Here is a 26,673-nt window from a genome sequence, read left to right on the forward strand (position 1 = left end):
GGATCGTGCGCCCGAATCGGGCACGCGATCCTCCCCAACCTGGAACTTCTGTCAGCCGGTGACGGGCTGGTGGGTTTTGACGGGGGTGGGGACGGGGGCCGAGGGCGGAGTGTCGATTTGCGCGGGGGCCGGGTTCTCCGGGTGCGGGGTCGGCTTGGGCTTCGGCTTCGCGGCCGGCTTGGCGCAGGTCGCCGACGCCAGGGTGATGGTCTCGGCGCCGCCGCCGAGGTCGATGCTCAGACCGGTGATCGTGAACGCGCCGTCGGAGTGCCTGCCCTGGCTGTTCACCTTGATGGACGCCAGCGGGTTGGACGGCAGCGACGCGCCCTGCTTGGTGCTCGGCAGCTTGATCGCCTGACCGAGCAGCGACAGCCCGCCGATGTCGACGCCGCCCTGATCACCGGAACACCAGACGTTCAGCGCGTCGATGGACAGCAGTGACTTAGGCGGCGTGAGCAGCAGGTTGCACAGCTCGGGCAGGTTCTTGACCGGCAGGTCCTTCGTGCTCAGCTTCGGCAGCGGCAGACCGAGGTCGGGCAGCGCGATGTCCGGGAGCGGCAGGTCTTCGGCGCCGGTCGCCGGCAGCGAGTTGCACTGCTGCTTGAGCTCCGGCGGGATCTGTACCTGGCTGAGGATGTCCGGACCCACCACGATGTCGAACAGCTCCACCGACGCCGCGTCGTTGCCCGCGGTCGCCGTCCCGGCCCGGACCGAGAGCAGCGGGTTCTTCGGGAGCTCGAGCGCGGACGTCGTCCGCCGCTTGCCGTCCGGCGATTCGGCGTACGGCGTCTTCGCGATCGGCACCTGGCCTTCCGCGCTCACGGCGTACGCCGAGGACGGCCGGGCCGCGGCGTTGCCGACCGGCGCACTCGCGACCAGGCTGAACGTCACGACGCCCGCCACGGCCGCTGCCGTGAGCACCGTCGGAGTCAACTGTCGTCGCATCGGATCTCCTTAGTTGCTGTCGATCAGGACGAGGGTCCCGAGCGGAACCTTCTGCAGATGGGCGAGGGCGGTCTTCGGCACCCGGACGCAGCCGGCACTGATCGCCGCCCCGAAGACGTGGGGATTCGGCCAGCCGTGGATCGCGACCGTACCAGGACCGCCACCGAACGTGTCCAGAGTGGGACTGTGCGCACCCAGCGGCAGCACGATCGGTGAGGCGGAGCGCTTGTGGTCGATGATCGAGCCGAGCAGGAACGTCCGGCCGGGTGGGGTCGGCGTCTTCGTCGCGCCGACGCCGGCCTTCCAGGAGCCGAGGCTCTTGTTGTTCAGGAACAGCTCCAGCGTCCGCGAGCTGGTGTGCACCCGGATCAGGTACGACGACGTGGCGCGGTCGAGGTCCTCGTCCTGGAGCCAGCCCGTGGACCGGTTCGGCTTGGACGGCAGCAGGACCCGCACCCAGCCGTCGGTCTGCTCCACCACCGGTAGCCAGGTCGGCCCGAACTGGGTCGGGCCGATCTTGCCGACGGCGTCCGCGTCGGGCGCGCTGAACAGCGCCGCCTCGGCACGCGGGTGGACGACCAGTCCGCTGGTCCCGGCGAAGGGCTGGGTGTCGAGCGGGGCGGTGGTGATCGTGGTGGCGGTCGTCGACGCCGTCAGCGTGCTCAGGTCGACGTCGATGTGCTTGGTCTTGTTGCCGAAGATCCCGACCGCGGCGACGATCCCGAGCAGCACGAGCACGGCGAGCGCAGGGATCGAGCTGCCGCCCCGCTCGTCGCGCATGCTGTTACTCCCCGTGGTCCCGGTGACGGCACGCCGTCACCCCCCAGTTGTCCGCTCGAGAATAAACCCATCGGTAACAACGCGCCACACCCCGCGGAGTTACTGCTCCAAGTAGTGCTCGGCGATGGCGTCGCTGGTGGTCAGCCAGACGTCCGGCTGCGCCGCAATGTACTCGAGTGCGAGGTTCAGGTACTTCGCCCGGAACGGCTGGCCGATCACGAACGGGTGCAGCGCGAGCGCCATCACCCGGCCGGTCTCGGCGGAGTCGTCGCGAAGGACGTCGTACTGGTCCTTCACCATCTGGAGGAAGTCCGGGCCGCTGAGGCCGCGGAGGAACAGGCCGAGGTCGTTGAGTTCGACGGTGTACGGGACGCTGAGCATGCCGGGGATGTTCAGGCGGTAGGGCTGGTCGTCGTTGGTCCAGTCGAGCACGTAGTTGTAGCCGAGCTCCGACAGCAGTTGTGGGGTGTTGTGGGTCTCGGTGAGCGCCGGGCCCATCCAGCCCTTCGGGCGCTGTCCAGTCGCCTTCTCGATGGTCTCGGTGATGTCGGTGAGGATGCGACGCTCCTCGTCGAGCTCGTACCCCGTGTGCAGTGTGGTGTTGGTCCGGCCGTGCGCCAGCCAGGCCCAGTCCCGCGCTGCGCCGGCCTCGACGATCTGCGGGTTGTGCTCGGTGACCAGCGAGTTGATCAGCGCGCTGGCGCGGACGCCGTACCGGTCGAGGATGTCGATGGTGCGCCAGATGCCGACGCGTTCGCCGTACTCGCGCCAGCCCTGGTTGAGGGCGTCGGGCTCGAGGTTGAGCGGCCAGATGCTGGTGGACGGCTGGTCGGGCAGGAAGTGCTCGATGTTGAGGCCGACGTAGAAGGCCACGCGCTTGCCGTCGGGCCAGTCGAGGCGCGGCCGTTCCGGGAGCGGGCTGTAGTCGTAGAGCGTCATGGCTGGACGGTAGAGTCTGACATCAGTGTCAGGTTCAAGTCCGGAGGTCGCGCGGGTGCGGATCGGTGAGCTGGCGGAACGGACCGGGGTCAGTGTGCGGTCCTTGCGGTACTACGAGGTTCAGGGCCTGCTCGTGTCGGAGCGTACGTCCGGCGGCCAGCGTGAGTACGCCGAGCGCGCCGTCGACCGGGTGATCCTGATCCAGGAGCTGTTCGCGGCCGGGCTGCACAGCAAGAAGATCGCGGAACTGCTGCCCTGCATGCGGGACCCGGACGGCGGCCCGAACGAACGGGCGACCCCGGAACTCGTCACCGAGCTGACCGCCGAGCGGGAGCGGATCGACCGGATGATCGCCGACCTCACCACGTCGCGCGCTGTCCTCGACGACGTCATCGCGACCGCGAACCGGGAAATGCCCGCCTAATCGCTCGGGTGGTTCTTGTTGCGGCGCTTCAGGTAGCGCTCGAACTCGGCGGCGATCGCCTCGCCGGTGGCCTCCGGGAGGTCGGCGGTGTCGCGCTGTTCCTCCAGCGAGTGCACGTACTCCGCGACCTCGGGGTCCTCCTCGCTGAGCTCGTCGGCGCCGCGCTGCCACGCGCGGGCCAGTTCGGGCAGGTCGCCCTCGGGCATCGCGACGTCGAGCAGGGCCTCGATCTTGCCGAGCAGCGCGAGCGACGCCTTCGGGCATGGCGTACCGGCGATGTAGTGCGGGATCGCGGACCAGATGCTCACCGAGGGGACGCCGAGCGTGCCGCACAGGTCGGCGAAGACGCCGGTGATCCCGGTCGGGCCCTCGTACGTCGACGGCTCCAGGCTCCACGACGCGGTCAGCTCCGGGTCGGACGAGGTCGCCGAGACCGGGATCGGCCGGGTGTGCGGCGAGTCCGCGAGCAGGGCGCCGAGGACGACGACGATCTGCGCGTTCGACTCGTCGACGATCTCCAGCAGCTCGCTGGAGAACGCCCGCCAGCGCATGTTCGGCTCGATTCCGCGGATCAGCAGCACGTCCCGGTCGCTGTCCTCGGGGCGGGCCAGGTAGACCCGGGTGGTGGGCCAGGTCAGCTGCCGGACGCCGTCGTCGTCCAGCCCGACCTGCGGCCGGTTGACCTGGAAGTCGTAGTAGTCCTCGGGGTCGATCTCCGTGACGAGTTCGGCGTCCCACTCGTCGATCAGGTGGTCGACCGCACCGGTCGCCGCCTCCGCCGCGTCGTTCCAGCCCTCGAACGCGGCGATCACGACCGGGTCCCTCAGGTTCGCGAGGTCAACCACTCGCAGGCCCCCTGTCGTCTGTCCAGCCATCTCCGGCGCTCGCCGGACCGGACTGCCAGCCTACGTGCTCAGCCCTCCGCGTGCGTCGGGTTTCACCCCCGGCGAACCGTGTCGCCGGACCCGAAATGTCCGAACCTGCCGCAACCAGGGACAATGGCCACGGCAAACAGCTCTCTTTGAGCCCCCAGCAACCGTTTTGCGCCTCCGGAAACGGTTGCTGGGGGCTCAAAGAGAGCTGATCGGTGTGGACGACGTAGAGGAGCGGTAGTTGCCGGCCCTGCAAGCGGTGCTGTGGGACATGGACGGGACGTTGGTCGACTCCGAGACGGTCTGGGCGGAGGTGCAGCTGGAGCTGCTCGCCGAGCTCGGCGCGACCTGGACGATCGAGGACTGCATGACCTTGATCGGGAGCGACCTGCGGGACGCGGTGCAGGTGTGGCTGGCGCGGATCCCGGAAGGCGTGATCACCGCCGACGAGCTGGCCGACCGGATGTTCTCCGAGGTGGTCGAGGCGCTCCGCAAGCAGGTGACGTTCATGCCGGGGGCGCTGGAGCTGCTGCAGGCGCTGCGCAAGGAGGAGATCCCGTGCGCGCTGGTCTCCGCGTCGTACCGGACGATGATCGACGCGGTCCTCGGGCACCTGCCGCCGGACCCGTTCGACGTGATCGTGGCCGGCGACGAGGTGACGCTCGGCAAGCCCCACCCGGAGCCCTATCTGACCGCTGTCGAGCGGCTCGGCGTCGACCCGGCGTACTGCGTCGCGATCGAGGACTCGGTGACCGGCACACAGGCCGCGACGGCGGCCGGGCTGTACGTCGTCGCCGTACCGCAGCTGGTGACCGTTCCGGAGGCGCCGCGCCGGCTCGTGGTGAAATCGCTCGAGCCACTCACCCCGGAGTCATTGCGCGCTCTGCTCCATTGAGGAGCTACCGTCACTTGGTGCCCTCGGGGGCGTTGTTGGGGTAACGGGCTGGGAAAGGTGAGACGGTGAGCGAGTGGGTGCGCCGGGTATCGGCGGCCGCGGCGGTGGGGGCGTTGGGCGTGTCGCTGGCGGCGTGCGGTCAGCCGGACGACAAGGCACCGCTGCCGGGCGAGCAGACGCCCAAGCTGGCGATGCTGCGGCTGGCGACCACGGACTCGATCACGTCCCTCGACCCGGCCGGCCGGTACGACGTCGGCTCGCGAACCGTGCAGGCGAACCTGTACCAGACCCTGCTGACGATCCTCCCGGACAAGCCCACCCCGGTACCGGACGCGGCCGACTGCCAGTTCGACTCGCCGACGACGTACACCTGCAGCCTGAAGGATCACCTGACGTTCCCGAACGGGCATGAGCTGACTTCGTCGGACGTGAAGTTCAGCTTCGACCGGCTGCTGCGGCTCAAGACGCCCGGGGGAGCGGCTCCGCTGTTCGCGTCGGTGAAGTCCGTGAGTACGCCGGACGAGCTGACGGCCGTGTTCAACCTGAAGAGCCCTGACGCCCGGCTCCCGTACCTCCTCACCACGACCGCCGCGTCGATCGTCGACGAGCAGGCGTACCCGGCGTCCAAGCTGCTCGACACGGAGGCTGTCGGGAGCGGGCCGTACCAGCTCGCGGCCTACAAGCCGGGCACGGAAGTCACCCTCACCAAGTTCTCCGGGTACCGCGGTCCGCGGGCGGCGCAGAACGACGGCGTCACGATCGTCCAGATGAAGGACTCGGCGGCGCTCTACCAGGCCGTCACCACCGGCAAGGCGGATCTCGCGTTCCATGGATTCGGTCCGAGCCTGCTGGACAAGCTGCGCAAGTCCGACAAGGTCCAGGTCGCGGAGACCAACTCCGCGGAGATCCGGTTCTTCGCCTTCCAGATGAAGTCGCTGCTGTCCCGCAATCCGGCCGTACGGCGGGCCGTCGCGCAGCTGATCGACCGCCAGGCGATCGCGAAGAAGGCGTACGGCGACCACGTGTCGCCGCTGTACTCGGTCGTGCCCCCCGGTTTCGGCGGGCAGGTCGACGCGTTCCGGACCGAGTTCAAGCAGCCGAGCAAGGCAGCCGCCGCGGCGATCCTGAAGCAGGCGAACATCGCCGTACCGGTCCCGCTGACGGTCGGCTGGACGCCGACGCAGTACGAGACCGGCGCGAAGGCCGAAGTACTCGAGCTGAAGCGCCAGCTGGAGGCGTCGGGGTTGTTCCGGGTGACGTTGCGGAGCGCCGAGTGGCCGCAGTACCAGGTGGCGACGAAGGCGGGGGCGTACGACCTGTTCCAGGGCGGGTGGGTGCCGGACTTCCCGGACGCCGACGACTATCTCGCTCCGTTCGTCGCCGCTGACGGCGCGTTCGCGGCGAACGGTTACCGGTCCGCGGCGGCGACGAAGTTGCTGCAGCAGCAGCGGACCGAACAGAACGGCCTGAAGCGGGACGACCTGATCGCGCAGCTACAGGGAGTGATCGCGGCGGACGCGCCGGTGATCCCGAGCTGGCAGGGACGGCTCGCCCTGGTCGCGAGCAACGATCTGCAGAACGTCAAGACGGCCGTCGACCCCCTGTCGTTCCTGTATCTGTCCGGATTACATCGGTAACGACCGGCTGACACAAAAATGCCATGGCAGTAACGGTTCGCGAGGCCGCCGCGACCGTCGGTGCGACGGCGTGGTTTACTGCGGAAAGTCCACATTCCGGGACGATTTCCTGACGATCACGATCGGGCAACGCAGCACTTTCCGCGTTTGACTCCGGGCTGTAATGGCGGCAGGTTAAGGCGGCAGCCACACCGGATTTCGTTCCGGTTCACCCGAACCGAGGCAGGGGTACACAGCGCGTGAGCACGCCACTCGAGGTCGAGCCGGGATCATCGTCGGCACAGCCGGAGGCGGTACTCGAAGGCGCCGGCAAGATCGAGGGCCGGTCGCTCTGGCAGATCTCCTGGATGCGACTGAAGCGGGACAAGGTCGCGATCGCCGGAGGCGTCGTCGTCCTGCTCCTGATCCTGGTCGGGATCTTCGCGCCGCTGCTGTGCAAGCTGGTCGGCGTCACACCGAACGACTTCCACCAGGACCTCGTCGACGCGTCCCTGCAGACGCCGATCGGCAAGTTCGGCGGCGTCAGCTGGGACCACCCGCTCGGCGTCGAGCCGGTGAACGGCCGCGACATTTTCGCCCGGATCGTCTACGGCGCCCGGATCTCGCTGCTGATCGCGTTCCTGGCCACGCTGGTGTCGGTGGTGATCGGGGTCGTGATGGGCATCACCGCCGGGTACTTCGGCGGCTGGGTGGACACGCTGATCAGCCGGCTGATGGACATCTTCCTGGCGTTCCCGCTGGTGCTCTTCGCGCTGGCGCTGGTCGGCGCGGTACCGGACTCGCTCCTCGGTCTCAGCGGTGACTCGCTGCGGGTCGCGCTGATCGTGTTCATCATCGGGTTCTTCAGCTGGCCGTACATCGGCCGGATCATCCGCGGTCAGACGCTGTCCCTGCGCGAGCGGGAGTTCGTCGACGCGGCCCGGAGCCTGGGCGCGCGGCGCCCGTACATCCTGTTCACCGAGCTGCTGCCGAACCTGATCGCCCCGATCCTCGTCTACGCGACGCTGCTGATCCCGACCAACGTGCTTTTCGAGGCCGGTCTGTCGTACCTCGGTGTCGGTGTTCGCCCCCCGACCGCCAGCTGGGGCGACATGTTGTCGATCGCGGCGAAGTGGTACGCGGTCGACCCCTGGTACATGATCTCGCCGGGCCTGGCGATCTTCGTCACGGTGCTGGCCTTCAACCTGTTCGGCGACGGGCTGCGCGACGCGCTCGACCCGCGGTCGCGGTAGGACTTCTCTCCAACCAGGGAGCCTGGGCTCTCACGAATAAAGGGGTGCTACAAGAGATGAGATGGAATCGCATCACGACGGCCACCGCCGTCAGTGCGGCCGTCGCCCTCAGCCTGGTGGCTTGTGGGGGACCGAAGGCGAAGCCGGGCGGCTCCTCTTCCGAGGGCGGCGCGACGGCGGAGTACAACGCGGCGGTCGGCAAGGTGTTCAACCCGAGCGACAAGAAGGGTGGCACGCTCCGGATGGCGATCACCCAGCAATGGGACTCGACCGACCCGGGCGACACCTACTACGGCCTGTCCTGGAACCTGGTCCGCAACTACGTCCGGCCGCTGATGACGTTCGCTGCGAAGCCGGGCGCCGAGGGCGCCAAGCCGGTACCGGACCTGGCCGAGGCGCCGGGTGTGCCGAGTGACGACGCCAAGACGTGGACCTACAAGATCCGCAAGGGTGTGAAGTTCGAGGACGGTACGCCGGTCACCTCGAAGGACGTCAAGTACGCCGTCGCCCGCTCGCTGGACAAGGTCACGCTGCCCAACGGCCCGACGTACTTCAACGACTTCCTGCTGGACATTCCGCAGGGCTACAGCGTCTACAAGGACAAGTCGCTGGCCGGGGTCGCGAAGGCGATCGAGACGCCGGACGACCAGACCATCGTGTTCCACCTGAACAAGCCGTTCGCATCCTTCGACTACTTCGCGCAGCTGCCGTCGACGGCCCCGGTGCCGCAGGCCAAGGACACCGGTGCGAAGTACAAGGAACACCCCATCGCGACCGGCCCGTACAAGTTCGGCACCTACAACGCGAACAGTGGTTTCAACCTGGTCCGCAACGACCAGTACGACGCGTCGACCGACCCGGACTCGGGCCGCAAGGCGCTGCCGGACCAGATCACGATCGCGTACAACGTCGAGGGCACCGACATCGACAACCGGCTGCTGGCCGGTGACCTGGACGTCGACCTCGCCGGTACCGGTGTGCAGCCGGAGACCCAGGCGAAGATCCTCGCCGACCCGAAGCTGAAGGCGCACGCCGACAACGTGCCGGCGCCGCGTCTGAACTGGACCGTGATCAACAGCCAGGTCCCGCCGCTGGACAACATCCACTGCCGCAAGGCCGTGCTGTACGCCGCCGACCACGAGGGCTACCAGCGCGCGTACGGCGGTCCGATCGGTGGCGACATCGCGACGAACCTGATGCCGCCGGGTGTCACCGGTTCCGAGCAGTTCGACGACTACGGTTTCAAGACCGACAAGAACGGCAACGTCGACAAGGCCAAGGACGAGCTGAAGCAGTGCGGTCAGCCGAACGGCTTCCCGATGAACATCACGTACCGCACCGACCGGGCCAAGGAGAAGGCGGTCGCCGAGACGCTGCAGCAGTCGCTGAAGCGGGTCGGCATCAACCTGACCACCAAGCCCTACCCGACCGGTGACTACACCAAGCTGTACGCCGGCAAGCCGGACTTCGCGAAGGCGAACAAGCTCGGCCTGATCGTCTACAGCTGGGGCGCGGACTGGAACGACGGCTTCGGCTTCCTGAGCCAGATCGTCGACAGCCGGGTGATCCGGGCCTCCGGTGGTAACACCAACCTGGGTATCCGCATCCCCGAGGTCGACACGATGATCGACCAGGCACTGAAGACGACCGACGAGACCGCCCGGAACAAGATCTGGGTGGACATCGACAAGAAGGTCATGGAGCAGGCGGCGGCGCTGCCGGGGATCTGGGCCAAGGGCCTGCTGTACCGCCCGGACACGTTGGCCAACGTCTTCTCCAACGACGGTCAGAACATGTACGACTACGCGGCGATCGGCCTCGCCCAGAAGTAGTTGCTCTGACCAACCATCATTTCGCCAGCAGAGGTAGGTGAAGGCTGACGGTGGCCGATGATCGTCGCTGACGACCATCGGCCACCACGCCGCGCACGGTGCTCGCATATCTGATCCGCCGGGTGATCGGGGCAGTGATCCTGCTCTTCATCGTCACGGCTGTCACGTTCTCGATCTTCTTCCTGGTCCCGCGGCTCGGCGGCGCCACGGCGGACGACCTGGCCTCGCGGTACGTCGGCCGGAGCGTCGGCAAGGAGCAGATCCACCAGACCGCGATCAAGCTCGGCTTCACCGACCCGCTCTACGTGCAGTACGGCCGGTTCATCAAGGGACTGTTCGTCGGCACGGAGTACAACTACGGCCCGGGCACCGAGCACTGCCCGGCGCCGTGCTTCGGTTACTCGTACCTGACCCAGTCGCCGGTCTGGCCGGACCTGGTCGCGCGAATACCGGTGACCGCCTCACTGGCGGGTGGTGCGGCCTTGATCTGGCTGGTCACCGGCGTCGGGACCGGCATCGTCTCGGCACTGAGACGTGGCTCGATCCTCGACCGATCACTCATGGGCGTGGCCTTGGCCGGGGTCTCGCTACCGATCTTCTTCACCGGCCTGTTGTCTCTGTCCATCTTCAGTTACGGCCTCGGCTGGACCGCGCAGGGCGGGACGAACCCACTCGACGAGACGAACCCGTTGTGGTGGGCCTACGACCTGATCCTGCCGTGGGTGACACTCGCGTTCCTGTACGCCGCGGCGTACGCGCGACTCACCCGGGCCGGCATGCTGGAGACGATGAACGAGGACTTCGTCCGGACCGCGCGGGCCAAGGGCCTGGGCGAGCGGGACGTGATCATCAAGCACGGCCTGCGGTCGGCGCTGACGCCGATCCTGACGATCTTCGGTCTGGACCTCGGCCTGCTGATGGGTGGCGCGATCCTCACCGAGACCACCTTCTCGCTGCCGGGCATCGGTCAGTACGCCGTCATCGCGCTGCAGGCCAACGACCTGCCGAAGGTGCTCGGCGTGACACTGGTCGCCGCGTTCTTCATCGTGCTGGCGAACCTGATCGTTGACGTCCTGTACGCCGTAGTCGACCCGAGGGTGCGGATCTCGTGAGCGAGCCGATCGAAGAAGTCCAGGATTCAGCGCAGGAATCGACCCAGGGCCCGGTCCAGCGGGTCGAGCGCGGCGAGGCGTTCCTCGACGTCCGCGACCTGAAGGTGCACTTCCCGACCGACGACGGGCTGGTGAAGTCCGTCGACGGCATCTCGTTCACGCTGGAGCGCGGCAAGACACTCGGGATCGTCGGCGAGTCCGGTTCCGGCAAGAGCGTGACCAGCCTGTCGATCATGGGCCTGCACAAGCCCGGGGTCGCGAAGATCAGCGGGCAGATCTTCCTCGACGGCCAGGACCTGGTGTCCTCGACGCGCGAGGAGGTCCGGCGGCTGCGTGGCAAGCGGATGGCGATGATCTTCCAGGACCCGCTGTCCGCGATGCACCCGTTCTACACGGTGGGCCACCAGATCATCGAGGCCTACCGGGTGCACAACGACGTCAGCAAGCAGGTCGCGCGCAAGCACGCGATCGAGATGCTCGACCGGGTCGGCATCCCGCAGCCCGACCGGCGCGTGGACGCGTACCCGCACCAGTTCTCCGGCGGCATGCGGCAGCGCGCGATGATCGCGATGGCGCTGTCGTGTGACCCCGACCTGCTGATCGCCGACGAGCCGACCACGGCCCTCGACGTCACCGTGCAGGCGCAGATCCTGGACCTGATCCGGGACCTGCAGCGGGAGTTCAACTCGGCCGTCATCATCATCACCCACGACCTCGGCGTGGTCGCCGAGCTGGCCGACGACATCCAGGTGATGTACGCCGGCCGCGCGGCAGAGTACGGCACCGCGGAGGACATCTTCGACCGGCCGCTGCACCCGTACACCTGGGGTCTGCTCGGTTCGATGCCGCGGATCGACCGGGAGCGCACCGAGCGGCTGATCCCGATCAAGGGCACGCCGCCGAGCCTGATCAACGTGCCGAAGGGCTGCGCGTTCAATCCGCGCTGCAACTACGCGCACCTGAACGGCGGCGCCAGCGAGACCGAGCGGCCGGAGCTGCTCGACACCGGTGACGGTCACCTGGTCGCCTGCCACCTCTCCCCACAGAACCGCCAGCAGGCGTGGGAGACCGACATCTTGCCGAAGCTGTGAGCGGCACTGGGAATGGGACGCCGACTGTGACATCTACTGACGCCGAATCGACTCCGAAGGTCCCGAAGATCGGTGAGGAGCTGCTGTCGGTCGAGGGCCTGGTCAAGCACTTCCCGATCCGTAAGGGTCTGCTGCAGCGCCAGGTCGGTGCGGTCCAGGCGGTCGACGGCCTGAGCTTCAGCGTGACCCGCGGCGAGACGCTGTCGCTGGTCGGGGAATCCGGCTGTGGCAAGACCACGACCGGCCGGCTGCTCACCCGGCTGGAGACTCCGACGGCCGGCAAGATCGTCTTCGAGGGGCGCGACATCAGCCACCTCGGCGAGGGCCGGATGCGGCCGCTGCGTCGCGACGTACAGATGATCTTCCAGGACCCGTACGGTTCGCTGAACCCGCGGCACACCGTCGGCAAGATCGTCGGGGCGCCGTTCAAGCTGCAGAACGTGAAGACCGAGCACGGCGTGAAGCGGGCCGTGCAGGAGCTGCTCGAGCTGGTCGGTCTGAGCCCGGAGCACTACAACCGGTACCCGCACGAGTTCTCCGGCGGTCAGCGGCAGCGGATCGGGATCGCCCGGACGCTCGCCCTGCGGCCGAAACTGATCGTGGCCGACGAACCCGTGTCGGCGCTCGACGTGTCGATCCAGGCGCAGGTGGTGAACCTGCTCGAGGACCTGCAGGAAGAGTTCGACCTCACGTACGTGATGATCGCCCACGACCTGTCGGTCGTCCGGCACGTGTCGGACCGGGTCGCGGTGATGTACCTCGGCAAGATCGTCGAGGTCGCCGACCGCGTCAGCCTGTACGAGAACCCGATGCACCCGTACACGGTCGCGCTGCTGTCGGCGGTCCCGGTCCCGGACACCAAGCGCAAGGGCAAGCAGGAGCGGATCCGGCTGCAGGGTGACGTCCCGAGCCCGATCAACCCGCCGCCGGCGTGCCGGTTCCACACCCGGTGCTGGAAGGCGCAGGAGATCTGCAAGACGGTCGAGCCGCCGCTGATCCAGCTGTCCGAGGGGCACCAGACCGCCTGCCACTTCCCGGAGAACGCGACGCCGGAACAGGAGCAGACGGCCAAGTCTGCCGCTTCGGCAAGCTGAGAACGAACCAGAGCGCCCGGCGATGTGATCGCCGGGCGCTCTTGTCCTGTGCTCATCGGGTCAGGTAGACGATGCCGTTCCGGAACAGGCTGGGTGCGATACCGCGCGCCGTGACCTTGCAGTTCCTGGACGAGATCGAACAGGTCAGCAGGTCGGCAGGGCTCTTACGGTCCATGGCAGCGGCCATCGTGAAGTGGTCGTTGTCGAGCCACCCGGCGAACCGCTGCCACGGGTAGTCGCTGAGCCTGAGGAAGAGGTGCTTGTCGACGGGGGTCGTGGTGACCTGCAGCCGCCCGACCGGCGAGCCGTCGTCGTCCGCCCCGATGACCGCATGCTTGCCGTCCGGCGCGAAGCCTCCGATCCAGGTGGCGACACCGCTGGCCCCGGCCAGTCGCATGTCCCGATCACCCTGGCCGAGGAGGTTGCCGAGGTAGAGCGCCCAGGCGGCTCCGGCCGGTCGGGTGTACAGGTAGTTCGGGCCGGAGATGTCGACGATGGAGCGGCCTTCGAGGTTGCGGACCTGTGTGCGCCGACCGGTCCGGAGGTCGATGCGGTCGAGCCGCTTGCCAACCCAGACGTAGGCATAGCCACGGTCGAGTGCGGCCAGGCCGTTCATGGTCGTGGCGTCGATCGGGAGCCGTCGCAGCTGGCGATGGTTCGCGACGTCGTACACGACGAAGCTCCCGTACGGCTGCGCCTTGGTGGCGTCCTCGAACCAGGCGATCACGGAGTGGCCGTCGGACATCAGTCGCGGGTACTCGGTCGGTCCGCTGATGACGGTCCGGCCGCGGCTGTCGAGCAGTGTCACGTTGCCCGGCTTGCCGTCCGCGCCCGACGCGTAGATCAGGCCCGCGTCCGTCTGCACCATCGCGCTGACCTTGCCGGCGGCCTGGATCTGCTCGTCGCCGTAGTGGATGACGTTGCCGACGGCATAGGTCGGGCGGCGTTCGGTGTACGCGGCGGTCGATCGGCCGGCGGTCGCGGGTTCGTTGTCGAAGGCCCGTACGGCGACCGTGCCGGCGGCCACGACAGCGAGCGCGGCGAAGGTACCGGCGAGAGCCTTGGTGACCGTGCGGCGGCGGGTGCGGCGCCGGCCGGCGCCGATCAGGGCCTCCAGGTCGAGTGGCGGCGCCTCGGTGCTCTCGGCCTGCCTGGTCAACGTGTCCTTCAGAAGATCGTTCATCGGTGGCTCCCTGCGTTGTCCAGGAGGGGTAGGTCGTCGCCCAGCCGGGCGCGGAGCTTCTTGAGTGCGGCGGTGACCTGGCTCTTCACGGTCCCGACCGAACAGCCGAGGATCTCGGCGGTCTGCGGTTCGGTCAGGTCCTCGTAGTACCGCAGGACGACAGCGGCGCGCTGGCGGACCGGGAGCCGGAGGATCTCCGCCCACAACCACATCCGCGCATCCGGATCGTCACCGGGCGCGAGCTGCTCGGGTACGTCGTCGTTCGGCCGTTCGGAGCGCCACGCCTTGCGGCGCCACCACGAGATCGCGGTGTTGGTGATCACCCGCCGGACATAGGCCTCGACGCCGGTGCCTGCACGGATGCGGGGCCAGGCGACGTACAGCTTGATCAGTGCTTCCTGCAACAGGTCCTCGGCCAGTCCGCGGTCGCCGGTCAGCAGGTACGTGTACCGGTAGAGCGCCGCGTGCCGGGCGGCGGCGAACTCCGCGAACGCCGCCGTACCTTCTCTGTCGGGCATCAGGTTCCCTCGGTGGTGTGGGGTCTCTACCTGCCTTGACGCGACGTGATGCCCGGACCGTTGGGTGTGGTGGCGAGAAGCAGGCGCGCGATCAGGGCGTGACCGGCAGCGTTCGGGTGGTCGCCGTCGGCGGCGAGCAGCGAGGTGATGTTCGCGCTGTGCTTGAACGGGGTGTAGATGTCGACGTACGTGGCGTCGTCCGCGGCCGCTGCGGCGGCGACCGCGGCGTTCGTGCGCAGCGTGAGCTGGTCGCTGGCGACCCGGCCGCTCGCCGGGTACTGCTGCTGAGCCACGTCACCGTCCTGGAAGACGTTCCAGTAGCCGGTGACCAGGATCGTCGTCGGGAGACCGTCACGAAGACTGTGGATGCGGTTCAGGATCCGGTCGAGGTTGACGGTGAGCTGCTCGAAGTCGTCGCCGACACAATCGGCGTCGCACTGACCACTGGTGACGTCCTTCTGGTGATCGCCGTAGTCGTTCGCGCCGATCGTCAGGAGTACGACGGCGGCGCGGGCCGTGGCCACCTGGGCGGGGGAATTGGTCTGGTTGAGGTTCTGGAGCAGACCGTCGGAGTCGAGACCGCCGACGCCGAGGTTGTCGACGTGCACCGTCGCACCGGTACGGGCGTGCAGCAGGTCGCCGTACATCTGGGGGAAGCCCGCGCAGTTGCAGTTGGAGCCCGACGTGACCGAGTCGCCGAGCGCGACCACGTCGATCGCGCCCGGAGGTTGCGGGCGGTCGACCTCGCTGATCGTGTCGCCGTCGTGGAAGGCGGCGACGAGCACGATCAGGAGCAGGCCGACCGTCAGCCGTCGCAGTGTGGGGATCACGCCGGTTTCGTGTGCCTCGTTTCCTGGTGCGGGCTCACCGGGAGGGCGAGCTGGTTCGCCAGCCAAGGATAGGCCGAGGCGAAAGCGGGTGCCGCGAACTGCCAGACGTGGGTGCCGGGGGAGATCTCCACCCGGGACCAGATCCCGGCCTTCGCGGCCGCCTTCGACAGCTCCTCCGCCTCGTGCTGGTGGCGCAGCTCCTCGGTGCTCGTCAGGAACAGACCGTTGACGTTCGTGTACTTGCCGTGGTGCGCGTGCATCACGAGCAGCGGTTCGTTGGCCTTCTCGAGTGCCACGTTCCCGCCGTACAGGTCCTGCAGGCTGGCGGCCGGCGTACTGGTGTACGGCGCGAGGTCGCCGGAGATGTCGACGAAGTGGTCGAAGACGTCCGGGTGCTCGACGACCAGGTCGAGCGCGCAGGTGCCGCCCATCGAGAACCCGGCGACCGCCCACTGCCGCGCGTCCCTGGCGGCGCCGAACGTCTTCTCGATGTACCGCGGGACGTCCTGGTCGAGGTGGTCGGCCGAGTTCCCGCGCGGCCCGTTCACGCACTCGGTGTCGTTGTCGAACCGGGCGGTCGCGTCCACGAACACCAGGATCGGCGCCCACCCGTGGTGCCGGTGCGCGTACTCGTCGGACACCTGGACGGCGTTGCCGAGCCGCACCCAGTCACCCGGGCCGCCCCGCTCGCCGCCGATCAGCTCGACCACGGGCAACGTCGGCCGATGCACGCCCTGGAACCAGGCGGGCGGCAGGTAGACGAGCTCCTGCCGGTGGTGGAAGTGGCTGTATGTCGCCGGGATGTTCACCGCGACCAGCCGGCCCGCCGGAGGCAGCCTGGTGGTTCCGGCGTCGTGCGCGAGGCCGGCCATCGATACCTGACCCGGCAACGGAGTGTCGGTCCAGTCGTTCACCGCGGAGTCGATGGTCGGGTAGTAGCCGACGAACTGGTTGACCCCGTTGGCGCACACCAGCGCCGCGAGGCCCGCTGCGAGCACCGCCGTACCCCGCCGCCACCACCGCGCCGACCGCCAGCCCGCCGCGAGCACGATCAACGCACCGGCCGCGAGCCCGAACCACAACCACACGGAGAACGGCAACGGATCGGTGATCCCGGCCCACCGGGCGCCCGGGTACGCCGCGATCAGCGCCACCAGCGCGGTCGCACCCACCACCACAGGCAGCACCCGAAACCGCCACTGCCGGTTCCGCCACCCCACCGCAACCACCAGCACCCCGGCCGCCAGCACCTCGAGCACCGCCGGAAACCATCCCCCAAGCAGCGACACGCTCATCCAGTCCCTCCAAGACCAGTAGACCCACCCCCCAGACGCCCCACAACAACAACCGGTTGGCACGCCGACTCCGGGCCTTCTCAGCGTCCCCTCAGCACCTCGACCGCGTCCGCCCCCTCCTGAACCGGAATGCCTCGGCTGCTCAGGTATCCGACAGCGAAGTCAGTGGCATCGTCAGGCCAGGTTTCCGCGACGTACAGCGCATCCTCCGGCGCGATGCGCGCCAGATACATGCCCTCGAGACTTTCGAAGATCTGCGGGACTCCGTCTCGATCGATCCAGTGCGGCGGCTGCTCGACCCGCAGATACGTGAGGAACTCGGGCGCGAAGTAGACGTGACCGCACTCGAACGGCATCGACCTCACGGCACTGAGATCGATCTCCCACCGCAGGTCACTCAGCTCGCGGCGCTCGGGCTCGGCGGCGCGGCCTTCGGCACGCCACAGCAGGGCGACCACGGTCGTGACGCGGTCCAGGCCGGCCTCGAGGAGGTACTCACGAAGCCCGGGCGTCTCGTGGAGCAGCGCCGGATGGCAGGCGGCGACCGACGCCAGTTCGACCTCATAGCCGTCCGGCAGCGCCGGCAGGACATGTGCCAGCAAGCCCTTCACGTGGTCGAACGGCAGACTCACCGCGGACCGGGAGAGGAGAAAGATGATGGCCCGCTTGACGTTGAAGTTGATCACGCTCGCCTGGGTCAGGAGAGTCAGCAGGGCCCCGAACCACGATGCGTCGTACGGCAAGAGACTGTCGAACTGCGGTACGCCGGTGCCGAGGAAGTGAATGGTTGCGATTTGGTCCATCGCCGCGAAATCCGACGGACGCCACGCTTCGTTCGGCACGCGGGTCGCGGCGGAACCGACCACGAGTTCGGCCTTCAATTGGTAGTCACCCAGCAGCTCGGCCTCCTTGAGCGGCGGGTCGATGGTCAGATCGAGCGTGTATGTCAGCCGCGCCCTCGCAAGCGCGACCGGCGGGTCGGTGGCTTCGAACGCCAGCACCCGAACCACCGTGATCCAGGTGGCCTCGTCGAGTCCTGCGTGCCAGAGGCGGACCATGCGGATCCAGCCGGCGATGTTCCCTGGGCCGACGACCAACTCGAGCGGGGTCGGGTGGGAATCGAGCGAGACGCGCAGGAGCGTCAGGTTGGCGGAGTAGCAGGCTCGACGGCGTACAGGGTCGTAGGGGAGCGGGTGGTAGAGCGGGTCGCCGTTGTCGGGACGGGTGAGCTCCCGGCGGAGGATTTCGCTGATCGTGGCGAGGAGCGACTGGCGTTCGGACGGCTGGAGGCGATCCACGAGTTCGGTGACGAAGGTCGTGACCGGAGCCCGGGTGGTCAGGGGCTGGTGACTGAGGAGGCGGCGGAGGAGGTCGTCGTCGAGGCCGTTCGGCTGCGGGACGAGTGCGGTGGCTTCGAGGTCCCGGTGGCGCATCAGGTGCAAGAGGAGCTCCAGGACCAGCTCCGCGACCAGGAACTCGCCGAACGTGGCGTGCAGGAACTCGTAGGCGTTGCGCTGTTCGCGGTCGGCCCGTGCGTTGTGCACGAACATGAACTCACCGAGTACGCGGTCGCCTGCGGTCAGCGGCTGGAGCGCCGCGGCCGGCTCGGCAGGGCGTGGCTCGAGCGCGGCCAGGTCGGCGTTCAGCTCGTTGTCGGTGATGTGCTGGCGCCCACGGTTGAACATGCCGATCGCGGCGTACTGCAGCCGGCGGCGCAGTTGACGCTGCAGCAGCTGCTGTTCGTTCTCCGGACGGTCCAGGGCGGTCTTCTCGGTGATCTGCCGGTAAATGAAGCGGTCCATGATGCGCTGGTAGAGCTCGCTCCGGGTGAGTTCGGCGCTCCCCAACTCGCTGGTGCCCAGCTCGGCGAGGTAGACGGCGAGCATCAGCAGGAGCAGCGGCTGAGCGGTGAGCTCGCGAATCTCGTGCGACGCCGTCATCTCGCCGACCTGGAGTGGTGCGAAGCCGGCGATGTCGCCGTGTGCGGCGTTCCAGGCTGTCAGCCACTGGGCGATGCGGGACTCGTCGAATTCGCACAGCTTGATCATCGGGGTGCCGGCCGCGATCTCCGCCCGGTCGGCGACGAGGGTGCGGGAGGTGATGATGACGGAGGTGGGGGCGCCGAGGGTGCGGGCGCGTTTTTGGAAGGATTCGATCTTGGAGAGGTACGCCGACTGGGTCACGCCGGTCGCCTGGACGAGCTCGTCGAAGCCGTCCAGCAGTACGACGAGGTGGCAGCGGTGCGGACAGGTCTCTGGCTCGCCGCAGGTTTCGCACGCGCCGCATTCCTGGCGTAGCTCGTCGAGGTCGGCGTTGGGGCGCTGGAGTGTGCGCTGCAGCTCCTTGTTGATCTGCAGCGTGAGGTCGTCGTCGGGGTTGACCGAACGCAGCGGTACTCGGACCACCGCGAACGCATCCTCCGGCAACTGGGCCGCCAGCACCTCGGTCAGCAACGACTTACCGGCGCCGGGATGGCCGAGCAGGAGCAGTGGCCGTCGGGCACCGTCGGGACTGGCCAGATAGCTCGCGAGGTACTCGACCAGCGACGTGTGCTCCGGCTGCGCCGACCACCAGTCCTCGTCGGAGGGGCGCGAACTGTCGTCCGCGATCGCGTGGTGGAAGGACGGCTCGACGAACCCGTCGCGGACCGTCGGCGAGGCGATCGCCTGAGTCCGCGACCGCAGCAGCGGCTCGTCGAGTACTTCGCGCGCCGCCAGCGCGAGCTTCTCGCGGTAGCTGTTCCGGCCGGTCGGGAAGCCTGGCATCACCATCGTGAGCATCGTCCGGAGTTCGCCGAGCGCAGCGGCCTGAAGGTCGCCTTGAGCGCGGATCTCCGCGCGGGTCGCCGCGAACTCGTTGAGCGTCACCCACAGACCGAACGGCGCCGACGGGCTGAGCTCCAGCATCCGGCTCCGGTAGAGCTGCACCGCGCGGGCGACGATCGCGTCCCGTACGCCGGCCGGTGGTGCGGGGTCACGCGACCAGGCCTCCAGACCGGAGAAGAAGTCGACGCAGCGTCGCGCGAGCCGCTCGTAGTACGGTTTCAGGTTGCGCTCGATGTTCTCGGTCAGCCCGAGCTCCGGCGACGACATCGGTACGGCGACCTCGAACAGGTCGTCGCGGTCCGTTCCGGGCACCTCGAGGAGACGGCTGCGTTCGCGGTCGGTCAGCGCGAGGTCGCGGTGCGCTGGCCCGGTGACCTGCGGCAGCGCGTCGAAGAACGACGAGACGGCCGTGATGGTGTGTGCGGCCACCACCAGGTCGAGCTGGTTCTTCGCGCGGGTGCCGCGCAGGCGCTTCGACACGGTGTTCACGAGGCCGTCGAGCAGACTCACCGCCTCGTTCTTCGGGTCGACCAGCGACAGCCAGGCCGCGGCGGTGAGTCCGGCGACCGGTCCGCCGGCGAGGGCCGCGGCGCCGGCGCCGGCGAAGATCGCCGTACCGAAGAATCTCTCCAGCGCCGTGCGGCTCCGGTCGTCGATGTCGAGCACTGCCAGCGCACCTTTGAAGGTGTACGGCGAGACGGCCACAGGCGGGCTCCTCAGGGGCGGGTGCGGAGGTGGGAGCCCAACCTATCGCTGCGAGCGGTCGGGTCGGTGCGGTCGGTGAGTGATCAGGCAGTTGCCGTGTGTCGCAGTCCGGGCTGGGCAGGTTGGCGTTCGACAATGTCGAACGGCGGGCGTTGTACCGCCGGTCCAACGCTCCTACATTCCAGCCAGCCGTGGTCGTCACGGCGTGGAAGGGAGGCCAAGCATGGCTACGACCGAAGCGGTCAAACAAAGAACCCTTCTGGGGGAGTGTTCGGCGGAGTTCGCCGGAACGTTCATCCTGATCCTGTTCGGCGTCGGGGTGGTCGCCCAAGTGGTGGCCGGGGGGATCGGCAATCACGACTCGATCGCCTGGGCCTGGGGGATCGGTGTCATCATGGGCGTCTACGTGTCCGCCCGGCTCAGCGGTGGTCACATCAATCCCGCGGTGACGATCGCGCTGGCGGTCTTCCGCGGGTTCGCCTGGCGGAAGGTGGTGCCGTACATCGCCGCCCAGTTCCTCGGTGCGTTCGCGGCGGCGATGGTGGTCCGCTGGAACTACTCCAAGGTCCTGCACCACTTCGACCCGGGACTGACGATCAAGAGCCAGGGCGTGTTCTCCACCCTCCCGGGCAACGGCAACGCGGACCTCGGAGCCGGCGTGTGGAGCGGATTCCTGGACCAGGTCATCGGTACGGCGATCCTGATGCTGGTCATCCTGGCCATCGTCGACCTGCGCAACACCGCACCTGCCGCGAACCTCGGCCCGTTCGTCATCGGCCTGCTGGTGGTCGGCATCGGGATGGCGTGGGGCACGCTGGCCGGTTACGCGATCAACCCGGCCCGTGACTTCGGCCCGCGGCTCGCCTCCGCACTGACCGGGTACGGGGGACAGGCCTTCAAGGATCAGTTCGGTGATGTCTACTTCTGGGTCCCGATCGTGGGACCGATCATCGGTGCGCTGATCGGCGGCCTGCTCTACGACGTGCTGGTCGGCCGGTACCTGCCGGTCGGCGACGCGGACGAGGAGCCCGGCCGGGTTCCGGTGCCCGAGGAGGAGACGACGGCATGATGCACCGAGCTACCGCGCACTGTGAGGAGAGGATTTTCCATGGCTGACTTCGTCGGTGCCGTCGACCAGGGCACCACGAGCACCCGCTTCATGATCTTCGACCACTCCGGCAACGAGGTGGGGATCCACCAGTTGGAGCACGAGCAGATCCTGCCGCAGGCCGGCTGGGTCGAGCACAACCCGGTGGAGATCTGGGAGCGGACCAGCGCGGTCGTCCGGACCGCGATGAACGCCCAAGGGCTGCAGTCGAGCGACCTGGCGGCGCTCGGCATCACCAACCAGCGCGAGACCGCGGTGGTCTGGAACCGGAAGACCGGGCGGCCGTACTACAACGCGATCGTCTGGCAGGACACCCGGACCGACCGGATCGCCTCCGCGCTCGAGCGCGAGGGCAAGGGCGACGTGATCCGGCAGAAGGCCGGTCTGCCGCCGGCGACGTACTTCTCGGCCGGCAAGGTCCAGTGGATCCTGGAGAACGTCGACGGGGTCCGCGAGGCCGCGGAGGCCGGGGACGCGGTGTTCGGCAACACCGACACCTGGCTGCTCTGGAACCTGACCGGCGGTACCGAGGGTGGCGTGCACATCACGGATGTGACGAACGCCAGCCGCACGATGCTGATGAACCTGGAGACGCTCGACTGGGACGACGAGCTGATCAGCTTCTTCAACATCCCCCGCCAGATGCTCCCGGAGATCCGTCCGTCCTCGGACCCGAACATGTACGGCGAGACACTCGCCAACGGTCCGCTGGGTGGCGTCGTACCGCTGACCGGTGACCTCGGCGACCAGCAGGCCGCGACCGTCGGTCAGGTCTGCTTCAACCCCGGCGAGGCCAAGAACACCTACGGCACCGGTAACTTCATGCTGCTGAACACCGGTACCGAGCTGGTCCGGTCGAAGGCCGGTCTGTTGACGACGATGTGTTACAAGTTCGGGGACGAGGCCCCGATCTACGCGCTGGAGGGTTCCATCGCGGTGACCGGTTCGGCGGTCCAGTGGCTGCGGGACCAGCTCGGCATCATCTCCGGCGCGAGCGAGACCGAGACGCTGGCCCGGCAGGTCGAGGACAACGGCGGCGTGTACTTCGTGCCCGCGTTCTCCGGCCTGTTCGCGCCGTACTGGCGGTCCGACGCCCGCGGGGCGATCGTCGGGTTGTCGCGGTTCAACACCAACGCTCACCTGGCGCGCGCAACACTGGAGGCGATCTGCTACCAGAGCAAGGACGTCGCGGACGCGATGGAGAAGGATTCGGGTGTGAAGCTCGACGTCCTGAAGGTCGACGGCGGTGTGACGGCCAACGAGCTGGCCATGCAGATGCAGGCGGACATCCTCGGCGTACCGGTGAGCAAGCCGGTCGTCGCGGAGACCACCGCGCTGGGTGCCGCGTACGCTGCCGGGCTCGCCGTGGGCTTCTGGAAGACCAAGGACGAGCTGGTGCAGAACTGGAACGAGGCCAAGCGGTGGGAGCCGCAGTGGACGGACGAGCAGCGACAGCAGGGGTACGCCGGGTGGCAGAAGGCCGTCCAGCGCACTCTCGACTGGGTCGACGTCGACTGAGATAGCACGAGATACGAATCGGAAGGAACAGCACAGTGGGTGTAGTAGCTCTGTCACCGCAGGCGCGGGCCGAAGCGATCGACGCGATGGCCGACGGACGGGAACTGGACGTCCTGGTGATCGGTGGCGGGGTGGTCGGCACTGGTTCGGCACTCGATGCCGCGACCCGGGGCCTGACCACCGGACTGCTCGAGGCGCGCGATTTCGCGAGCGGTACCTCCAGCAGGTCCAGCAAGTTGATCCACGGCGGTCTGCGCTACCTGGAGATGCTCGACTTCCGACTGGTGCACGAGGCGTTGCAGGAGCGCGGTCTGCTCCTGCAACGCCTGGCGCCACACCTGGTGAAGCCGGTGCCGTTCCTGTACCCGCTCCAGCACCGTTGGTGGGAGCGGTTCTACGCGGGCGCCGGCGTCGCCTTGTACGACGGCATGGCGGTCAGCTCCGGCCTCGGCGCCGGACTGCCGATCCACCGGCACCTGACCCGCCGCGGTGCGATGCGGCTGGTCCCGTCACTCAAGAAGTCGGCCCTCGTCGGCGCACTGCAGTACTACGACGCGCAGGTCGACGACGCCCGGCACACGATGGAGCTCGCCCGGACCGCGGCGTCGTACGGCGCGCTCGTGGCCAACCGGGTGAAGGTCACCGGGTTCCTGCGTCAGGGCGAGCGCGTCACCGGCGTCCAGGCGAAGGACCTGGAGAGCGGGCGTACGTTCGAGGTCCGCGCGAAGCAGGTCGTGAACGCGACCGGCGTGTGGACCGACGACACCCAGGCGCTGGTGGGGGAGCGCGGTCAGTACCACGTCCGCGCCTCGAAGGGGATCCACCTCGTCGTACCGAAAGACCGGATCCAGTCCAGCACCGGGATGATCCTGCGGACCGAGAAGTCCGTGCTGTTCATCATCCCGTGGGGCCGGCACTGGCTGATCGGCACGACGGACACCGACTGGCACCTGGACAAGGCGCACCCGGCGGCGACCAGCAAGGACATCGAGTACCTGCTCGACCACGTCAACGCCGTCCTCACCACACCGCTGACCCGCGAGGACGTCGAGGGCGTGTACGCCGGTCTGCGTCCGCTGCTGGCCGGTGAGTCGGAGAGTACGTCGAAGCTGTCCCGCGAGCACGTGGTCGCACACGCCGCCCCGGGTCTCGTGGTGGTTGCCGGGGGCAAGTACACGACGTACCGGGTGATGGCCAAAGACGCGATCGACGCGGCCGCGGATGCGCTCGACGGGCGGGTCCCGCGCAGCGTCACCAAGAACATCCCGCTGGTCGGCGCGGACGGCTACCAGGCGCTGTGGAACCAGCGGCACCTGATCGCGCAGCGCTCCGGCCTGCACGTCGCCCGGATCGAGCACCTGCTGAACCGGTACGGCGCCTTGGTCAACGAGGTCCTCGAACTGGTCGCGGAGGACCCGTCGCTGGGCGAGCAGCTGCCCGGGACGCAGGACTACCTGAAGGCCGAGATCGTGTACGGCGCGAAGGCCGAGGGGGCCCGTCATCTCGACGACATCCTGGCCCGGCGGACCCGGATCTCGATCGAGGCCTGGGACCGTGGCGTCGGTGCGGCCGAGGCGGCGGCCCGGCTGATCGCCCCGATCCTCGGCTGGGACGAGGCGACCATCGAGCGCGAGGTGTCGGTCTACCTCAAGCGGGTCCAGTCCGAGCGCGACTCGCAGGACCAGCCCGACGACGAGTCGGCCGACAAGGTCCGCCTCGAAGCTCCGGACATCGTCTCGCCGATCTGACGGACGGGAGGGTCGGCTCCAGCCGGCCCTCCCGTGCCGGCCCCGGGCGGTGGGGTCAGCCGTTGGCGATGGTCACCACGTAGTTCGCCCCGTCGTCGGTGAACGTGTAGTCGCCAGGCCCGTTCACGGTCTTCGCGCCGAGGTTGTCGTCGTCATCGGGGAAGTCCCCCTCCATCAGCGTCAGCACCTTGCCCTGCGGGACGGACACCCGCTGGATGTCCTTGCTGTCCCCGGTGGTCATCTGCACCGGCCCCCAGATGGTGCTGCCGTCGACGACGAGGTACGCGTCGTCCGCACCGGTGTTGTCCTCCTGCTCGTTGCACTTGATGTGCGTGATCACCAGTCCGGCCTGCGGTGCCGCGTGCGCGGCGACCGGGGCGATGGCGGCGCTGCTCAGCCCGAGTGCGGCGGCGGCGAGAATCCTGCCTGCGGAAATCATGAGCTTGTTTCCTCCCGAGTTGTCCTACCTGATGGCTCAGGACGCTAGGCAGCGCATGTGTCAAGCGTTTGACAGCATCATCACGGCTGCCGCTCTTCGCGCTCACCCGAAAGGCTTGCTACAGGGGCTGGTCCTCGGGGCGGATCCAGTTGAAGGTGCGCTGGACGGCGGACTGCCAGTTCGCGTACTCCGTGGCACGGCGGGCCGGATCCATGTGCGGGACCCACTGGCCGGCGCGGTGCCAGTTGCTGCGCAGACCTTCGAGATCCGGCCAGTACCCGACCGCGAGACCGGCGGCGTACGCGGCGCCGAGGGAGACCGTCTCGGTCACCATCGGGCGGACGACGCGGACGTCGAGGAGATCGGCGAGGAACTGCATCAGCAGATTGTTCGCCGTCATCCCGCCGTCGACCTTCAACGCGGTCAGCGCGATCCCGGAGTCCGCGTTCATCGCGTCGACCACCTCCAGGGTCTGGAACCCGGTCGCCTCCAGCACCGCCCGGGCCAGGTGTCCCTTGGTGATGTAGCCGGTCAGGCCGGCGATCACGCCGCGCGCCTCGCTGCGCCAGTGCGGCGCGAACAGCCCGGAGAACGCCGGCACGATGTACGCGCCGCCGTTGTCGTCGACGGTCCGCGCGAGCGTCTCGATCTCGGCCGCGGTGTGGATCATCCCGAGCCCGTCGCGGAACCATTGCACCAGCGACCCGGTCACCGCCATCGCACCTTCGAGGGCGTACGACGCCGCGTGGTCACCGATCTGGTAAGCGACGGTCGTGAGCATGCCGTGCTTGGACCGGACGATCTCCGGACCGGTGTTCATCAGCAGGAACGACCCGGTGCCGTACGTGCACTTCGCCTCGCCGGCGCTGAAGCAGGTCTGGCCGAACAGCGCCGCCTGCTGGTCGCCGAGCGCGGCCCCGATCCGCACCCCGGGCAGTACTTCGGTCGCGGTCGCGAACACCCCGGACGACGGGCGGATCTCCGGCAGCATCGCGCGCGGCAGGTCGAAGGCCGCCAGCAACCGGTCGTCCCACTCGAGCGTCTCGATGTTCATCAGCATCGTCCGGCTCGCGTTCGTCACGTCAGTGGCGTGCAGGCCGCCCGACGCACCGCCGGTGAAGTTCCAGATCAGCCAGGACTCCATCGTGCCGAACAGGATCTCGCCGCGCTCGGCGCGCTGCCGCAGACCGGGCGTGTGGTCGAGCATCCAGCGAATCCGCGGCGCCGAGAAGTACGTCGTCAGGGGCAGACCGCACAGCTCGGCGAACCGGTCCGGTCCCTGGTCGCCGGCGAGTTCGGTGACCAGCCGGTCGGTCCGGGTGTCCTGCCAGACCACCGCGTGCCCGATCGGCTGCCCGGTGACCCGGTCCCAGAGCAGACTCGTCTCCCGCTGATTGGCGATGCCGATGGCAACGACCTGGGACGGCATCGCACCGATCTGCCGGATCGCCGCCGGAACCACGCGGGTGACGTTGTTCCAGATCTCCCCGGCGTCGTGCTCGACCCAGCCCGGTCGCGGGAACAGTTGGTGGTGTTCCCGCTGGGCGACCGACACCAGCCGCCCGCGCCGGTCGAACAGAATGCAGCGGGTCGAGTTCGTCCCCTGATCCACCGCGGCCACGTACTGCTCAGCCATTTCGCCACCCCCCGA

General features: G+C 68.3%; 22 protein-coding genes. 11 read left to right on the plus strand and 11 right to left on the minus strand.

Translation table 11 applies throughout. From position 1 onward, the window contains the following. Nucleotides 1-51: 51 nt before the first annotated feature. The 3 genes from ACFYRH_RS24270 to ACFYRH_RS24280 form a co-directional block, all read right to left on the minus strand. Entirely contained in the window at nucleotides 52-945 is an 894-nt protein-coding gene (locus ACFYRH_RS24270; protein ID WP_387779426.1) for a hypothetical protein, read from the minus strand. A 9-nt stretch (nucleotides 946-954) separates the two neighbouring features. Continuing rightward, nucleotides 955-1,725, minus strand: coding sequence for a L,D-transpeptidase (locus ACFYRH_RS24275; protein WP_387779429.1), 771 nt, complete (start codon nucleotides 1,723-1,725; stop codon nucleotides 955-957). A 99-nt stretch (nucleotides 1,726-1,824) separates the two neighbouring features. Beyond that, nucleotides 1,825-2,664 (minus strand): polysaccharide deacetylase family protein, encoded by an 840-nt coding sequence (locus ACFYRH_RS24280; protein WP_387779432.1) that lies wholly within the window; start codon nucleotides 2,662-2,664, stop codon nucleotides 1,825-1,827. 25 nt (nucleotides 2,665-2,689) lie between these two features. On the opposite strand from ACFYRH_RS24280, the gene ACFYRH_RS24285 reads away from it, so the two are divergent. Next, nucleotides 2,690-3,088: a MerR family transcriptional regulator gene (locus tag ACFYRH_RS24285; RefSeq protein WP_387779435.1), complete on the plus strand. Its 399-nt coding sequence runs from the start codon at nucleotides 2,690-2,692 to the stop codon at nucleotides 3,086-3,088. On the opposite strand, the gene ACFYRH_RS24290 is transcribed toward ACFYRH_RS24285, so the two are convergent. Next, nucleotides 3,085-3,933, minus strand: coding sequence for a PAC2 family protein (locus ACFYRH_RS24290; RefSeq protein WP_387779438.1), 849 nt, complete (start codon nucleotides 3,931-3,933; stop codon nucleotides 3,085-3,087). The two genes, ACFYRH_RS24285 and ACFYRH_RS24290, sit on opposite strands and share 4 nt — an antisense overlap. A gap of 268 nt (nucleotides 3,934-4,201) precedes the next feature. On the opposite strand from ACFYRH_RS24290, the gene ACFYRH_RS24295 reads away from it, so the two are divergent. From ACFYRH_RS24295 to ACFYRH_RS24325, 7 genes are all read left to right on the plus strand, one after another. Then, nucleotides 4,202-4,855 carry an HAD family hydrolase gene (locus ACFYRH_RS24295; protein ID WP_387779441.1) on the plus strand — a complete coding sequence of 218 codons (654 nt, stop codon included), beginning with the start codon at nucleotides 4,202-4,204 and terminating at the stop codon, nucleotides 4,853-4,855. Nucleotides 4,856-4,920: 65 nt separating this feature from the next. Continuing rightward, nucleotides 4,921-6,492: an ABC transporter substrate-binding protein gene (locus ACFYRH_RS24300; protein ID WP_387779444.1), complete on the plus strand. Its 1,572-nt coding sequence runs from the start codon at nucleotides 4,921-4,923 to the stop codon at nucleotides 6,490-6,492. A gap of 239 nt (nucleotides 6,493-6,731) precedes the next feature. Beyond that, a complete protein-coding gene (locus ACFYRH_RS24305) occupies nucleotides 6,732-7,724 on the plus strand; it encodes an ABC transporter permease (protein ID WP_387779447.1) in 993 nt (330 codons plus the stop codon). A 56-nt stretch (nucleotides 7,725-7,780) separates the two neighbouring features. Continuing rightward, nucleotides 7,781-9,556, plus strand: a complete 1,776-nt coding sequence (locus ACFYRH_RS24310) for an ABC transporter substrate-binding protein (RefSeq protein ID WP_387779450.1) — start codon at nucleotides 7,781-7,783, stop codon at nucleotides 9,554-9,556. A 98-nt stretch (nucleotides 9,557-9,654) separates the two neighbouring features. Next, a complete protein-coding gene (locus tag ACFYRH_RS24315) occupies nucleotides 9,655-10,668 on the plus strand; it encodes an ABC transporter permease (protein WP_387779453.1) in 1,014 nt (337 codons plus the stop codon). Between the two features lie 98 nt (nucleotides 10,669-10,766). Beyond that, on the plus strand, nucleotides 10,767-11,759 hold the full coding sequence (locus ACFYRH_RS24320; protein WP_387780666.1) for an ABC transporter ATP-binding protein: 993 nt from the start codon (nucleotides 10,767-10,769) through the stop codon (nucleotides 11,757-11,759). A gap of 26 nt (nucleotides 11,760-11,785) precedes the next feature. Beyond that, a complete protein-coding gene (locus ACFYRH_RS24325; protein ID WP_387779456.1) occupies nucleotides 11,786-12,853 on the plus strand; it encodes an ABC transporter ATP-binding protein in 1,068 nt (355 codons plus the stop codon). A 52-nt stretch (nucleotides 12,854-12,905) separates the two neighbouring features. Here ACFYRH_RS24325 and ACFYRH_RS24330 read toward each other — a convergent pair whose 3' ends face one another. From ACFYRH_RS24330 to ACFYRH_RS24350, 5 genes are all read right to left on the minus strand, one after another. Next, entirely contained in the window at nucleotides 12,906-14,036 is a 1,131-nt protein-coding gene (locus ACFYRH_RS24330) for a hypothetical protein (RefSeq protein ID WP_387779459.1), read from the minus strand. Then, nucleotides 14,033-14,554, minus strand: coding sequence for a SigE family RNA polymerase sigma factor (locus ACFYRH_RS24335; protein WP_387779462.1), 522 nt, complete (start codon nucleotides 14,552-14,554; stop codon nucleotides 14,033-14,035). The genes ACFYRH_RS24330 and ACFYRH_RS24335 overlap by 4 nt, the downstream gene beginning before the upstream one ends. A gap of 26 nt (nucleotides 14,555-14,580) precedes the next feature. Beyond that, nucleotides 14,581-15,384, minus strand: a complete 804-nt coding sequence (locus tag ACFYRH_RS24340) for an SGNH/GDSL hydrolase family protein (protein WP_387779465.1) — start codon at nucleotides 15,382-15,384, stop codon at nucleotides 14,581-14,583. Then, nucleotides 15,381-16,679: an alpha/beta hydrolase-fold protein gene (locus ACFYRH_RS24345; protein ID WP_387779468.1), complete on the minus strand. Its 1,299-nt coding sequence runs from the start codon at nucleotides 16,677-16,679 to the stop codon at nucleotides 15,381-15,383. The genes ACFYRH_RS24340 and ACFYRH_RS24345 overlap by 4 nt, the downstream gene beginning before the upstream one ends. An 80-nt stretch (nucleotides 16,680-16,759) precedes the next feature. Then, on the minus strand, nucleotides 16,760-20,209 hold the full coding sequence (locus ACFYRH_RS24350; protein WP_387779471.1) for an NACHT domain-containing protein: 3,450 nt from the start codon (nucleotides 20,207-20,209) through the stop codon (nucleotides 16,760-16,762). Between the two features lie 223 nt (nucleotides 20,210-20,432). On the opposite strand from ACFYRH_RS24350, the gene ACFYRH_RS24355 reads away from it, so the two are divergent. The 3 genes from ACFYRH_RS24355 to ACFYRH_RS24365 are packed head-to-tail and all read left to right on the plus strand — an operon-like array spanning nucleotide 20,433 to nucleotide 24,583. Continuing rightward, nucleotides 20,433-21,278 (plus strand): MIP/aquaporin family protein, encoded by an 846-nt coding sequence (locus ACFYRH_RS24355; RefSeq protein WP_387779474.1) that lies wholly within the window; start codon nucleotides 20,433-20,435, stop codon nucleotides 21,276-21,278. Nucleotides 21,279-21,317: 39 nt separating this feature from the next. Continuing rightward, the gene (glpK, locus tag ACFYRH_RS24360; RefSeq protein ID WP_387779477.1) at nucleotides 21,318-22,835 is read left to right on the plus strand and encodes a glycerol kinase GlpK; all 1,518 of its coding nucleotides are present in this window, start codon (nucleotides 21,318-21,320) and stop codon (nucleotides 22,833-22,835) included. Between the two features lie 35 nt (nucleotides 22,836-22,870). Continuing rightward, nucleotides 22,871-24,583: a glycerol-3-phosphate dehydrogenase/oxidase gene (locus ACFYRH_RS24365; protein WP_387779480.1), complete on the plus strand. Its 1,713-nt coding sequence runs from the start codon at nucleotides 22,871-22,873 to the stop codon at nucleotides 24,581-24,583. 55 nt (nucleotides 24,584-24,638) lie between these two features. Here the strand turns inward: ACFYRH_RS24365 and ACFYRH_RS24370 are convergent, their stop codons facing one another. Together ACFYRH_RS24370 and glpK (ACFYRH_RS24375) are read right to left on the minus strand one after the other, a co-directional pair. After that, nucleotides 24,639-25,022, minus strand: a complete 384-nt coding sequence (locus ACFYRH_RS24370; protein ID WP_387779483.1) for a hypothetical protein — start codon at nucleotides 25,020-25,022, stop codon at nucleotides 24,639-24,641. A 118-nt stretch (nucleotides 25,023-25,140) separates the two neighbouring features. After that, nucleotides 25,141-26,658, minus strand: a complete 1,518-nt coding sequence (glpK, locus tag ACFYRH_RS24375) for a glycerol kinase GlpK (protein WP_387779486.1) — start codon at nucleotides 26,656-26,658, stop codon at nucleotides 25,141-25,143. Nucleotides 26,659-26,673: the final 15 nt, after the last annotated feature.

Origin of the sequence: Kribbella sp. NPDC004875, assembly GCF_042873375.1 — a bacterium.
GTDB lineage: Bacteria > Actinomycetota > Actinomycetes > Propionibacteriales > Kribbellaceae > Kribbella.